Below are 12979 nucleotides of genomic sequence, written 5' to 3'. Positions count from 1 at the left end.
GCACCGCCCTGGCCGGCGGTCGCGCTTGCCGACGTGCGGGCGGGCCTTGATGCATTCATGGGCCGGACGCCTGCATGCGCGGGCATGACCCAGGCATTGCCCGTCTCCGGGGCGGTCGGGTGGGGATGGGGCTGGCGAACGCGCGTCAGGCGCACTGGCGTGTCGCGGGAACTGGCGTGTCCCGGGACTGTGTCAGGGACGCAGGGATACCCGGCGCCCTCCGACGATTCTCAAGCTTGCGGGAAATCGCGCCTCAGGCGCCGGCGCCGGGTGCGCCGCAGCCGCCGAAGCGCTCGGCCTTCTGCTTCATGTTGAGCAGGCTCTGGCGCGGATTGTATTCCGGCTGGGTGAGCGCGAAGACCTGTTCCAGCGCCGTGCCCGCATTGTTGACGACGAAGACGTCCTGCACCACCAGCGTGTCGCACTCCTTGCCCTGGAAGCGGATGCGGATGCGGAACTTGCGGTCGCCGTTGTCGGAGGGGCCGAATTCGGAATCGAGCGCCGGATTGGGCTCGGTGACGACCCGTTCGAGCACCACCATGTTGGGCTGGTTCTGCGCGATCGGCGTGCCGCGTTCGGTCGCGCTGGCCAGGATGGTCTGGCGGATCGTGTCGGGGTCGGCCCGGACGGTGACGGATTGCGCCCCGGCCGGGACTGTGAGCACGGCCTGTTGCGGTTCGACATCCGCCGACGGACGGCGGCTCGACTGGCACGCGGCAAGCGCCAGCGCGGCGGTCACGACGACGAAAACGCGAAACATCATGGCGGAAAACCCTTGCGTTGGGCCGCTCGCGCGCACCCGCTGTGCGCCGGATCGGCGGCTGCGGGGTCGGCGGTCCTGTCTGTCAAACTCTGTCAAACGGTTCCGACGATGCGCCAGCAAGGTTAACAAACCCTCTTGGCCGCAGCATCCCGCGTAACGTTACCCGGCGCGCGGTGCCGGATCGCGCGTGTCGGGCCGACCCTGCGTGCGGATCGCGGTCAGAATGTGTCGCCGGTCTCGAAGCCGCCGCCGCCGAAGCCCCCGCCCGAGCCGAATCCGCCACCGCCGAAGCCCGTGTCTCCGTCGCCGGGACCGGGAAAGGTCCCGCCCATGGAGCCCGGCAGGCCGATGCCGCCGGGAAAGCCGACGTTGCGGCCGTGGCGCCCGCGCCGGCGGCGCGACTTCTTCGCCCGGGTCCAGTAGTCCGCGCCGGAGAGCGCGCCCTTGGCCAGTTCCCCGAGCAGGACGCCGGTGAGACTGTCGTCGTCGAAGGTCGTCTCCCAGGTGTCGTAGCGATTGCGGCGGAAGCGCCGGGCGAGCTTGGCGAGATCGTCGCGGCGCCGGGCGAGATCGGCGAGCGAGGCCTGCTCGGCCTCGATGGTGCGGGCGAGACGGTCGATGTCGCGGTCGAGGTCCTTCAGCCGGGCGACGATGCGCTCGTCCTTGGGCGAAGGGGTCGCCAACGCCTCCTGATAAAGGGTCGAGAGGTCCTCCGAGCGCAGCGATCGCAGCAGCGCGGCCTCGGCTTCCTTGAAATCGGTGTCCGTGCCGGCGAGAAACGGCTGTTCGCGCGCGGAAAGATCCTCCAGCGCGGCTTCGAGCGCCTCCAGCTTACCCGTGATTTCCTCGATGCGCGCGTCCGTGGCCTCGATCCTGGCGGCGAGATCCTCGCCGGCGAGATCGGCGGCGGCTGCGCGCGACAGGCGGCCCAGTTCGGCTTCCTCCTCGGCGGCTTCCGCCTCGCGGTCGCTGGCGTAGGCGGCCAGCCGCTCCGGGATCTGCTGCAGCATCGCGTAGTTGGGCCGTGCGTCCTGATAGCGGATCAACCCGGCCACCCAGCGATCGAGCAGGCGCACGAGCCCGCCGGAGGCGTAGGACGACGTGCCGAAGTCGCGCTGCCACAGATAGAGAAACAGCGGATCGTCCTCATAGGCGCGGCCCTTCTCCGCCCGGTCGGCCTCGGCCTGGGTCGCCTTGGCGCGGGCGGCCTCGGCGGTGGCGCGCGCGGCCTGCGCGCGCTCGCTCTGCGCGGCGAAGGCGGGGTCCTGCGCCAGACGCGCGTCCACGTCTTCCAGCAGCGCATCGAGCCGGTCGCTCGCCGCGTCGCGCTCGCGCGTCAGCTTGCGGCGCTCCTCGGTCAGCGTGGCGATCTCGCCTTCATGCGCGGCCACCTCGGCCCGCAGCGACGACAGGGCGAGCTCGCGCTGATCGAGCCGCGCGCGCGCCGCCGCCTCGTCGCGATCGATGCGCTGGCCGAAGGCATGCTTGCCGCCGTCCTTGAGACGAAAGCGGGCCAACTCGCGGAACGCCTCGAGCTCCGCCGTGCGCAGGTCGTTCAACGCGCGCATCGCCTCGTCGACGCGCCGCTTCACCCCGTCTTCCTCGCGCCGGATCTCGCCGAGGGTGCGCTCGATCGATCCGAGCGTCTGGCGTCCGCTCACCATGCGGGAGCTCCTTCATTGGCCGGGATCGCCGGGCCGGTGCGTCGGGCGGTTACCATTGCGTGATCGCGCCCTGCTCGACCGCCGCGCGCCAGGTCGGCTCCAGCCGCCCGCGCACCTTGGTGCCAAGCAGCGCGTCCTGAACGATGCCGTCGGCTTCCTTGTCCCGGCGCACCGCGTCGAAGGTGCTTTGCGGCACGCGCTGCGCCCAAAGGGTCACCGTCGAGGTCTCGCCGGTTTCCTCCGAGGTGATCTCGCGCGGCAGGGCGGTGCCGTCGGGGCCGATCGCCTCGACCACCAGATAGGTGTTGCGCGCCGCGCGATTGGCGTCGGGAATGCGGGTGACGCCGGTCGGCACGCCGGGGCGGGAGACGATGCGCACCTCGAAGGTTTCGAGAAGGCGCGCCTCGAGCGCGCGCAAATCCGCAAGGGCTGAACGCGCGGCGTCCGCGTTGCCGTCGGCGGCGGCTGCCTGACCGCGTGCCACGAGCGTTTGCGCGCGCTCGAGCGGCACGTCCGTCTCCGCCACCTCGGAGATGCGCCCGGCGAGCGCCGCGAGATCGGCCGGCAGCGTCTGCGTCAGTTCGATGCGCAGCGCCTCCGCCGCGCGCTCGCGCGGCTGAACGACCAGGAACCGCCAGGCGAGACCGGCCGCGACCAGCAGCACCAGCGCGATGAGCAGCCATTTGCCCCAGCGCGCGCGGGTGACATAGAGCATGGCCAGCGTGCGCTGAAAGCCGGCGGCCGGCGGCGCATAGACGAAGCGGTTCTGCTTCAGGCTCTCGACGCCCTCTTGCAGGATGCGGTCGGAGACCTCGATGCCCTGGCTTTCGTAGATCTCCCGGAGCCGGGTGATCATGGCCGCGTCGCGGGCGTCGGCGTCGAGTTCCTTCAAGGCAATGCGTTCGTCGTGGCGCAGCGTGTCCACGACGTCCATCGCCATCATCAGTTCGTCAAGCGGCGCCTTCCTGGCGGACTCGGCGGGCATCGATACGCTCCCGTTCGCGGATCCGGATGGGGCGCGCCGGGGATCGCCCGGCGCGCGTGGCTCAGGCGCCGATCATGTTGCCTTGCGCGGCCAGCTTGGCAAGACGGCGCTTGCCGTCCTCCACCGCGTCGCGGATCTCCTCGGAGTTCTTCGTCGACTGAACGCGCATCTCGGCGATGATCTCGCGGGAGTGGACCTGGAAGTTGACGACCGAGTCGACGAGCTTCTTCACGGCGGCCGCCTGAACGGTCGGGCCGTAGCCGGCCTTGAGCGCGGCTTCCTGCACCGCGTCGCCGATATCGGCGAGCGTTTCCAGCGACTTCGACACGCCGTCCTTCATCGCGTTCAGCGTTTCGGTCGACTCATGCAGCCCGTGCAGCCCGGTGAAGGAGGCGTTGAGCGCCGTCAGCACCGAATCATTGGTGGAGAAGAAGCTCACCGACTGCGCATAGATGCGTTCCTTGGCGTTGGTCGTCTGCATCAGACGCGCCATGATCACTTCCGACGTGTTGTAGCCGATGGTGAGGTTGTCGGAGAGGTCCTTGGCGATCTGGTAGCGCTTTTCCTCGTCCTGCATGGCGCGCATGGTTTCGTCGCGGGCAAGCTCCAGCCGCGCCTTGCCGGCGGCGTCGTCGCTCGGGTGGGCCTCCACGGCGGTGTTGGCCGTCTCCAGCTCGGTCTTCGCCGCCTCGAGGCGGGCGGTCGCGGTGTCGAGCACCTCCAGCGCCAGCACCTCGGCCTGTTTCAGCGCGCCACGGAAATCGCGGTAGGCCTCGAGAATGCGGCGCTCGCGCTCGATCTGATCCTTGGTGTCGCGGGCGACGTCGGTGTAGGTGTCGCGGATCTTGCCGAAGCGGTCGGAGATCGTGCCGCGCGTCATGTCGCGCCACTTGTTCGACAGGTTCTCGAAGAAGGAGATCTTGCCGTCGGCGAGCTGGTCGACCATGCCCTTGGCGTCGTCGCGGATCGAGTTGAACGCCTCGGTGATCGCCTCGTAGCGCTCGCCGATGGACATCGCCTGGATCTCGTTGCGCACCACCTCGTTGAAGGTCTGCGCCTGGCCGAGCGTGCGGGTGATGACGGCGATCCTGTCGGGCGACAGATCGGAAATCTGCTCCAGCAGCGCGTTGATCGGGGCTTCGGCGACGCCGTCCGGCATCAGGCCCATGTCCCGCAGGGCGCCCATGGCCCGGTCCAGATACTGCATCGGCGACAGGGCCGTCCCCGTTGCGTTGCCCGTCGCCATCTCCGGCTGATCCATCGTCTGAGACATCCCCGTGTTCCCTGTCCTGTATCGCTCAAGCGGTGCCGCGTATCCGGGCCCGGTGCGAGGCCGTCGCGGTCATCGTGCCGCCGGCTTCGGTGCGTTGGAGTTAAGCATAGAAAATGCGACAGGAACACGTCCACGCCGCCTTCGGGGGATCGTCCGTCCGCGACGGCGGGGCGCAGGGCCGGCCGGCCCGTCACCCGGTCGCGAGATCGGCCGCGGCGATGCGCGCGGCAAGCCGCGCGTTGTTGCGCACCAGCGCGATGTTGGTGGCGAGGCTGCGCCCTTGCGTCAGTTCGTAGATCGCGGACAGGATGAAGGGTGTGACCTGCTTGCCGGCGATGCCGCGCCGCGCGGCCATCTGCACCGCCTTGTCGATCACCGCCGCCATTTCGTCGGCCGGGATCTCGTCGGCCTCCGGCACCGGATTGGCGATCAGCACGCCGCCATGCCCGCCGAGCGCGCGGCGCATGTGCAGCAGCCGGGCAATGGCGTGCGGCTCGTCCATGCGAAAGGGGGCGGGGAGCCCGCTGTCGCGCGACCAGAAGGCGGGAAACGCGTCCGTGCCATGGGCGATCACCGGCACGCCGCGGGTTTCCAGCACCTCCAGAGTCTTGGGCAGATCGAGCAGCGCCTTGGCCCCGGCGGCGACCACGCAGACGGGCGTGCGCGCCAGTTCGTCCAGATCGGCGGAGACGTCGAAGCTCGCTTCCGCGCCGCGATGCACACCGCCGATGCCGCCGGTGGCGAAGACCGCGATTCCCGCCGCATGGGCGGCCATCATGGTCGCGGCGACCGTGGTCGAGCCGGTGCGCCCGGTGGCGAGTGCGATGGCGAGATCCGCGCGCGAGCATTTCATCGCGTCCGTGGCCTCCGCCAGCCGCTCCAGCGTGCCCTCGGACAGGCCGATGTGAAGCTTGCCGTCGAGCGCCGCGACGGTCGCCGGAACGGCGCCTTCGGCGCGGATGTCGGCCTCCACCATGCGCGCCGTCTCCGCGTTCTTCGGCCAGGGCATGCCGTGGGTGATGATGGTGGATTCCAGCGCGACCAGCGGGCGCCCCTGTGCGCGGGCGTCGGCCACCTCCTCGCTGAAGAGGAGCGGCGGGCCAGCGAGGGCGTTTCTGTCTGTTGTCTGGGACATGATCCGTTCCGGTGCGTGCTGTCCGGCGCGTGCGCCGGGTCCACCTATACGCAGCCGCGCCCCCGGCGTCGAGGGATTGCGAGCGCGGTTCGCGGACCGCGCGCGCTGTCGTGGGAATCAATCAATGGATGTGTTACATTCGTTATACGTTTCCAGATTGCAATTGCGTCAAGCTGCCAGTCGTTCAGGCCGTTCCGAGGAGTGGAGGAATAAACATGGTCAAGCTGCCGAATATCGTCCGTACCGTGCTGGGGGGCGTGGCCGTGGCCGTGCTGTCGGGGGGCATGCTTGCGGCCCCGGCGCCGGCGCGGGCGGAAACGCTCACCGTCGCGCTCTACCCTTACGTGCCGCGTTACGAGCAGTTCGTAACGGCCATCACCTCCGCCTGGGCGGCGGTCGAGCCGGGTGTGACGCTCGACTTCGTGCCGAAGGACCAATGGGACGGCGGATACTCCATGAACCCGCCCGACAACGTCGATGTCTTCGTCTTCGACGCGATGTTCTTCAATGACTTTCGCGCCAACGGCTTTCTGGAATCCATCGCCCCGAACGAAGTGCAGAATGCCGGCGACTTCGTCGACTATGCGCGCGAGGGCGTGCAATATCAGGGCAACTATTATGCGCTGCCGCTGCTCGGCTGCTCCAATGTGCTGTTTTACAAGGAGGACGACCAGCAACTCGCCAATGCGACGACCTTCGACGAGGTGACCGGCACGCTCAACCAATGCACCTTCACCAGCCAGATCCCGCCGGACCGGCGCGGGCTGATGCTGGACATGTCCGGCGGCACCACCAATGCCGCGCTCTATCTCGACATCGCCCATGGGCTCACCGGCACCTATCCGCTGCCGCTGCCGCCGAACGAGCAGAGCCTCAACACCGATGCGGTCGCCGATCAGCGCCAGTTGCTCGCCACCTCCAGCTTCTTCAACGCGACCGTGCCGACCGCCGGGGAATACGAGCGGGCGGAGTGGTTCAGCGAGGGCTTCGGCCGCGCGACCATCGGCTACACGGAATCCATGAGCCAGATGAGCGATGCGACGCTCTCCACCATCGCCTTCAAGGTGATGCCCTTCGGAGACGGCACCCAGCGGCCGCTCTTCTATGCCGATGTGATCGGCGTGAACACGACGACGGTGGCGCGCGGGACGCGCGACATGGCGGTGAAGCTCGCCAATGTGATGGCCAGTTCCGACACGATGGTCGCCAGCGTCGGCGCGACGGCGAGCGAGCCGCGCCCGCAGTATCTGATGGTCACCCGCACCAGCGCCTTCCAGACGCTGGGAGCCCAGTTCCCGATCTATCAGAAGATGCATGGACTGGTGACCGGCAACGATCCGCTGCTGTTCACCCTCGATGCCGACGCGCGCGACTGGCTGTCGTCGATGAAGGGCGTGATCCGCAGCGATGCGCGGGAGAATTTTCCCTGCGGTTGCGATTTCAAGGCGGCCACCGTCATTCCCGACAATTCGGCAGCCGCTGCGATCTGCGATCAGACCTGCTCGTCGCACGGGGGATGGAACGGGCAATGGACCAACGACCCGCCGGCGGCGACGGGCGGATCGGTGTGCGGTTGCAACGCCTGTCCGGTGCAGGCGACGCCGAGCCTGATCAGCGTCGGCGTGGAACGCGAGAAGCGCTGACCTTGGCGGCCCGATCTTCGCGATCCGGCGGTCGAGGCACGACAACGGGCGGGCGGCGTCAGGCCGTCCGCCCCATCGCCGTTTCGACGGCCGGCCAGGTCAGCGTCGGCGGGGCGGCCCCTTCGGCCTGCAGCGCGAGGGCGGCGGCGGCCTGGCCGGCGCGCACCGCATCGGCGAGCGGCCATCCCCTGTCGAGGCCGACGAGCGTGCCGGCGATCAGCGCGTCGCCCGCGCCGGTCACGTCGACGATGGGGCCGGAGGGCGTCGCCAGCGTGTGGATGCCGGTCGCGTCGGCGAGCGTCGCGGGCCCCGCGCCGTCGCTGATCACGCAAGCGGCAAGCCCTCCCGCGCGCAAGGCGATTGCAAGCTCCGCCGGGGGCGGCAGATCCGCATCGGCCTGACGGCGTGCACCGGGCTCCCCGCGCAGCGCGGCCACCAATGCCGCCGCTTCGCCGCGATTGCACAGAAGAAGATCGAGGCGCGGCAGCAGGGCCGCCAGACGCGGCGCCTTGGCCCGCGACACGGTGTCGGCGACCAGGCAACGGCGGCGCCTGCCGCCGCGCGCCGCCAGTTCGTTGAGCACGGGGGAGGGCAGATTGGCCTCCAGAAACCAGAGCCCCGCGTCCGCGACCGAAGGCGCGTCGGCATCGAGATCGCCGGGCCGCAGCGCATCGGTGATGGCGCTGTCGACGACGGCCGCCGCAAGCGTGCCGTCGGGGTCGTGCAGCGCGATGTAGCGGCCGGTCGGGTGTTGGTCGCTCCGCCCAATGGCCCGCGTGTCGACACCGGCCCCGGCGAGCCGCGCCAGCAGGCTGTCGCCCTCGGGATCGCGACCGACCCGGCCCACGAGCGCCGCGCTTGCGCCAAGCCGCGCGGCGGCGGTCGCCACATTGGCGGCAACCCCGCCGGGGCGCGCCGATAGCCGGGCCGGCGTCGACGTATCGCGGGCGATTTGGCGCGATCCGCGCGCCAGCGTGTCGAGATGAATGGCGCCGAAGGCGGCTATCGGCATGACGGCTGTCCTCTCACGGCGTGTCGGGCTCTCCGGGGACGCCGCCGGGCGGGCGTCGGCGCGCCGGGATCGCGCGGCTCGGGACCTTTCCTATAGCCCGGGCGCGGCCCCTGGCGCGAAGGCTGATTCTGCCCTGCGTCCGGGTCCACGACGCGACCGTGCCGTCGCGTTTCCGATCGGCGCGCCGGCGCTGCGGAGAACATATTTTGAACATACTATGAAACATATCGCGATATCAATAATTTAATCGTCGTTGCGCAATGAGAACAAATAAGGTACAAAAGCGGAGTTTGAATCGCCGGCCCTGGCATGGAATAAGGAATGCACGCAGATGGCACAGAATTCACTCCGCTTGGTCGAAGGCATTCAAATGGACAAGACGAAGGCGCTGGACGCCGCCCTTTCGCAAATCGAGCGCGCGTTCGGCAAGGGCTCCATCATGAAGATGGGGCAGGGCCAGGTCGTCGAGGTGCAGACGGTGTCCACCGGCTCGCTCGGTCTCGACATCGCGCTGGGCGTCGGCGGTCTGCCGCGCGGGCGCATCGTGGAGATCTACGGACCGGAATCCTCGGGCAAGACCACGCTGGCGCTGCACACGGTGGCGGAAGCGCAGAAGACCGGCGGCATCTGCGCCTTCATCGACGCGGAGCACGCGCTCGATCCCGTCTATGCGCGCAAGCTCGGCGTCAACATCGACGACCTGCTGATTTCGCAGCCCGATGCCGGCGAGCAGGCGCTCGAGATCGCCGACACGCTGGTGCGCTCCGGCGCCATTGACGTGCTGGTGGTCGACTCGGTCGCGGCGCTGACGCCGAAGGCGGAGCTCGAGGGCGAGATGGGCGACAGCCTGCCGGGCATGCAGGCGCGGCTGATGAGCCAGGCGCTGCGCAAGCTCACCGCCTCGATCTCGCGCTCCAAGTGCATGGTGATCTTCATCAACCAGATCCGCATGAAGATCGGCGTCATGTTCGGCTCGCCCGAGACCACGACCGGCGGCAACGCGCTCAAGTTCTACGCCTCCGTGCGTCTCGACATCCGCCGCATCGGGGCGATCAAGGACCGCGACGAGGTCGTTGGCAACCAGACCCGTGTCAAAGTGGTCAAGAACAAGCTGGCCCCGCCGTTCCGCCAGGTCGAGTTCGACATCATCTACGGCGAGGGCGTGTCGAAGATGGGCGAATTGCTCGATCTCGGCGTCAAGGGCGGGATCGTCGAGAAGTCCGGCGCCTGGTTCTCCTACAACAGCCAGCGGCTCGGGCAGGGGCGGGAGAACTCCAAGCAGTTCCTGCGCGAAAACCCCGAGATCGCCGACGAGATCGAGCTGGCCATTCGCCAGAACGCGGGCCTGATCGCCGACAAGATCACCGACGCCTTCTCCGAGGGCGATGGCGACGGCGACGCCGAATAAGGACCTTCACCGCCCGCGATCCGCATCGACGCGGACTGCGGGCGGGCGTCCGAGTGTCTGTCGCCTCAAGTCTTTCAGATGCACCGTGCTCGTGCGTCGACCTGGCGCCACAACCGGCGGGGCCGTACAGGGCGGGGCCGGGCGCCCGGTTCTCCTTCGAACAGGCCGGTGAATGCTCAAGGGGGGCGGCGGCTGCTCGTTTCGCCGCCCGCTCTTTCGACTGCTTCGCCGCACGCGTCCCGCGCTGGACTTGGGGCCGGTGCAGGGCTACAAGCGGCGAAAGATCGAAGGTTCGCGCTCGCTTCGCCTTCTCGCACGCCCGGGCGCCTGTCCGACGCCGGCCGGTCCCGACCGCGAGGAGCATGCGCCCCACGGGTGTGCGGCGGCGAGCGCCCGGCGCAGTGGATGGCAGCTTCATGAGCGGTGTAAACGAAATCCGGACGGCATTTCTCGACTATTTCGCCAAGAACGGGCATGAGGTCGTCCCCTCGGGCCCGCTGGTGCCGCGCAACGATCCCACCTTGATGTTCACCAACGCCGGCATGGTTCCCTTCAAGAACCTCTTCACCGGTCTGGAAACGCGCGACTATCGCCGCGCCGCGAGCTCCCAGAAGTGCGTGCGCGCCGGCGGCAAGCACAACGATCTCGACAATGTCGGCTACACCGCCCGGCATCACACGTTCTTCGAGATGCTCGGCAATTTCTCCTTCGGCGACTATTTCAAGGACCGGGCGATCGAGCTGGCCTGGAATCTGATCACCAAGGAGTTCGGGCTGCCGAAGGACAAGCTGCTCGTCACCGTCTACGCCGAGGACGACGAGGCCTTCGACCTGTGGAAGCGCATCGCCGGGCTCTCCGACGACAAGATCCTGCGCATCGCGACCTCCGATAATTTCTGGGCGATGGGCGACACCGGTCCGTGCGGTCCGTGTTCGGAAATCTTCTACGATCATGGCGAGCACATCTGGGGCGGGCCTCCGGGCTCGGCCGAAGAAGACGGCGACCGCTTCATCGAGATCTGGAATCTCGTCTTCATGCAGTATGAGCAGCTGCCCGACGAGCGGGTCGCGCTGCCGCGTCCGTCCATCGACACGGGCATGGGGCTGGAGCGCATCGCCGCCGTGCTTCAGGGCGTGCATGACAACTACGACATCGACCTGTTCCGCGCGCTGATCGCCGCGTCGGAAAACGCAATCGGCGTTGAGGCCGAGGGGGCTGCGGCGGCGAGCCACCGGGTGATCGCCGATCATCTGCGCTCGGCGAGCTTCCTGATCGCCGATGGCGTCCTGCCCTCCAACGAAGGGCGGGGCTATGTGCTGCGTCGGATCATGCGCCGCGCCATGCGTCACGCGCATCTGCTCGGTGCCGAGGATCCGCTGATGTGGCGGCTCGTGCCGACGCTGGTGCGCGAGATGGGGCGTGCCTATCCGGAGCTCGGCCGCGCGGAAGCGCTGATCAGCGAGACGCTGAAGCTGGAGGAGAGCCGCTTCCGCAAGACGCTGGCGCGCGGCCTGACGCTGCTCGACGAGGCCAGCGCCGATCTCGGCGAAGGCGCGGAGTTCGACGGCGAGACCGCCTTCAAGCTCTACGACACCTATGGCTTCCCGCTCGATCTGACGCAGGACGCGCTGCGCGCGCGCGGCATTTCGGTCGACACCGACGGCTTCAAGGCGGCCATGGAGCGCCAGCGGGCCGAGGCGCGCGCCGCCTGGTCCGGCTCCGGCGAGGCCGCGACCGATACGGTCTGGTTCACGCTCAAGGAGCGGCTGGGGGCGACGGATTTTCTCGGCTACGACACGGAGACCGCGGAGGGCGTGATCGCCGCCATGGTCCGCGACGGCGCGGAGACCATGGAGCTGAAGGAGGGCGAGCGCGGGGTCGTGATCCTCAACCAGACGCCCTTCTACGGCGAATCGGGCGGTCAGGTCGGAGACACCGGCACCATCCGCGGCGAGGGGCTCGAGATTGTCGTGCACGACACGCAGAAGAAGGCCGACGGGCTGTTCCTGCATGAGGTGACGGTGACCTCCGGCAAGGCGACGGTGGGGCTTGCGGTCGAGCTGCAGGTGGACGGCCGTCGGCGCGGCGCGATCCGGGCGAACCACTCAGCGACCCATCTGGTGCATGAGGCGCTGCGGGAGGTGCTCGGCACCCATGTGGCGCAGAAGGGCTCGCTGGTCGGCCCGGACCGGCTGCGTTTCGACTTCTCTCACCCCAAGCCGATGTCGGACGCGGAGCTGCGCGAGGTCGAGGCGATTTCCAATGAGGTCGTTCTGCAGAACGCGGCTGTCGAAACGCGCCTGATGGGCGTCGACGATGCCATCGAACAGGGCGCCATGGCGCTCTTCGGCGAGAAATACGGCGAGGAGGTCCGCGTCGTGTCTATGGGCACGGCGACCCGCGGGTCCAAGACGGGCAAGACCTATTCGCTCGAACTGTGCGGCGGCACCCACGTGCAACGCACCGGCGATATCGGTCTGGTGACGCTGGTCGCGGAAGGCGCGGTCGCCGCCGGGGTGCGGCGGATCGAGGCGCTCACCGGCGATGCGGCGCGGCGCTATCTCGGCGAGCAGGACCAGCGGGTGCGCGAGATCGCCGCCGCGCTCAAGGTCGCGCCCGGCGATGCGGCGGCCCGGGTGGCCGCGCTTGTCGAGGAAAAGCGCAAGCTGGAGCGCGAGCTCGCCGACACGCGCAAGAAGCTCGCGATGGGCGGCGGCGGCGAGGCCGGCGACGCGGGCCTGCGCGAGGTCGCCGGCGTCAAGCTGATGGCGCGCGCCGTGGAGGGGCTGAATCCCAAGGACCTCAAGGGTCTGGCCGATCAGGCGAAGCAGCAGGTCGGCACCGGTGTCGTGGCGCTGATCAACAAGGGCGAGGACAACAAGGCCTCGATCGTCGTCGCGGTGACGGAGGATGCGACCGGGCGCTTCAACGCGGTCGATCTGGTGCGCGTCGGCTCGGCCGCGCTCGGCGGGCGGGGCGGCGGCGGCCGGCCCGACATGGCGCAGGCCGGTGGCACCGACGCCACGAAGGCGGACGAGGCCTTCGAGGCGATCGCCGCCGCGATGGCCGACAGCGCGAGCCTGACGGAGGCCTGAG

At 68.9% G+C, this 12979-nt stretch carries 9 protein-coding genes; 3 read left to right on the top strand and 6 right to left on the bottom strand.

Features of this window, described 5'->3' with window-relative positions:
• Positions 1-253: 253 nt before the first annotated feature.
• The 5 genes from ABL312_RS11560 to ABL312_RS11540 form a co-directional block, all read right to left on the bottom strand.
• The gene (locus ABL312_RS11560; RefSeq protein ID WP_349357527.1) at positions 254-763 is read right to left on the bottom strand and encodes a hypothetical protein; all 510 of its coding nucleotides are present in this window, start codon (positions 761-763) and stop codon (positions 254-256) included.
• A 218-nt stretch (positions 764-981) separates the two neighbouring features.
• A complete protein-coding gene (locus ABL312_RS11555) occupies positions 982-2427 on the bottom strand; it encodes a hypothetical protein (protein WP_349357526.1) in 1446 nt (481 codons plus the stop codon).
• 49 nt (positions 2428-2476) lie between these two features.
• Positions 2477-3412: a DUF6384 family protein gene (locus tag ABL312_RS11550; RefSeq protein ID WP_349357525.1), complete on the bottom strand. Its 936-nt coding sequence runs from the start codon at positions 3410-3412 to the stop codon at positions 2477-2479.
• A 61-nt stretch (positions 3413-3473) separates the two neighbouring features.
• Positions 3474-4685, bottom strand: coding sequence for a cell surface protein (locus ABL312_RS11545; RefSeq protein ID WP_349357524.1), 1212 nt, complete (start codon positions 4683-4685; stop codon positions 3474-3476).
• A 190-nt stretch (positions 4686-4875) separates the two neighbouring features.
• Positions 4876-5820, bottom strand: a complete 945-nt coding sequence (locus tag ABL312_RS11540; protein ID WP_349357523.1) for a pseudouridine-5'-phosphate glycosidase — start codon at positions 5818-5820, stop codon at positions 4876-4878.
• Between the two features lie 215 nt (positions 5821-6035).
• On the opposite strand from ABL312_RS11540, the gene bcmE reads away from it, so the two are divergent.
• Positions 6036-7463: a thiamine pyridinylase gene (gene bcmE / locus ABL312_RS11535; protein ID WP_349357522.1), complete on the top strand. Its 1428-nt coding sequence runs from the start codon at positions 6036-6038 to the stop codon at positions 7461-7463.
• 58 nt (positions 7464-7521) lie between these two features.
• Here bcmE and ABL312_RS11530 read toward each other — a convergent pair whose 3' ends face one another.
• Positions 7522-8475 carry a PfkB family carbohydrate kinase gene (locus ABL312_RS11530; RefSeq protein WP_349357521.1) on the bottom strand — a complete coding sequence of 318 codons (954 nt, stop codon included), beginning with the start codon at positions 8473-8475 and terminating at the stop codon, positions 7522-7524.
• 331 nt (positions 8476-8806) lie between these two features.
• Here ABL312_RS11530 and recA point away from each other — a divergent pair, with 331 nt between their 5' ends.
• Positions 8807-9883, top strand: a complete 1077-nt coding sequence (gene recA / locus ABL312_RS11525) for a recombinase RecA (protein ID WP_349357520.1) — start codon at positions 8807-8809, stop codon at positions 9881-9883.
• Positions 9884-10299: 416 nt separating this feature from the next.
• The gene (gene alaS / locus ABL312_RS11520) at positions 10300-12978 is read left to right on the top strand and encodes an alanine--tRNA ligase (RefSeq protein WP_349357519.1); all 2679 of its coding nucleotides are present in this window, start codon (positions 10300-10302) and stop codon (positions 12976-12978) included.
• The last annotated feature ends 1 nt before the right edge of the window (position 12979 follow it).

The sequence above is a fragment of the Stappia sp. genome (genome assembly GCF_040110915.1).
GTDB lineage: Bacteria > Pseudomonadota > Alphaproteobacteria > Rhizobiales > Stappiaceae > Stappia.
This window is presented reverse-complemented; position numbering and strand designations above follow the sequence as displayed.

Coding starts and splice junctions, on each gene's coding strand:
- ABL312_RS11560 (WP_349357527.1), bottom strand. CDS start 763: ATGATGTTTCGCGTTTTCGTCGTCGTGACCGCCGCGCTGGCGCTTGCC.
- ABL312_RS11555 (WP_349357526.1), bottom strand. CDS start 2,427: ATGGTGAGCGGACGCCAGACGCTCGGATCGATCGAGCGCACCCTCGGC.
- ABL312_RS11550 (WP_349357525.1), bottom strand. CDS start 3,412: ATGCCCGCCGAGTCCGCCAGGAAGGCGCCGCTTGACGAACTGATGATG.
- ABL312_RS11545 (WP_349357524.1), bottom strand. CDS start 4,685: ATGTCTCAGACGATGGATCAGCCGGAGATGGCGACGGGCAACGCAACG.
- ABL312_RS11540 (WP_349357523.1), bottom strand. CDS start 5,820: ATGTCCCAGACAACAGACAGAAACGCCCTCGCTGGCCCGCCGCTCCTC.
- bcmE (WP_349357522.1), top strand. CDS start 6,036: ATGGTCAAGCTGCCGAATATCGTCCGTACCGTGCTGGGGGGCGTGGCC.
- ABL312_RS11530 (WP_349357521.1), bottom strand. CDS start 8,475: ATGCCGATAGCCGCCTTCGGCGCCATTCATCTCGACACGCTGGCGCGC.
- recA (WP_349357520.1), top strand. CDS start 8,807: ATGGCACAGAATTCACTCCGCTTGGTCGAAGGCATTCAAATGGACAAG.
- alaS (WP_349357519.1), top strand. CDS start 10,300: ATGAGCGGTGTAAACGAAATCCGGACGGCATTTCTCGACTATTTCGCC.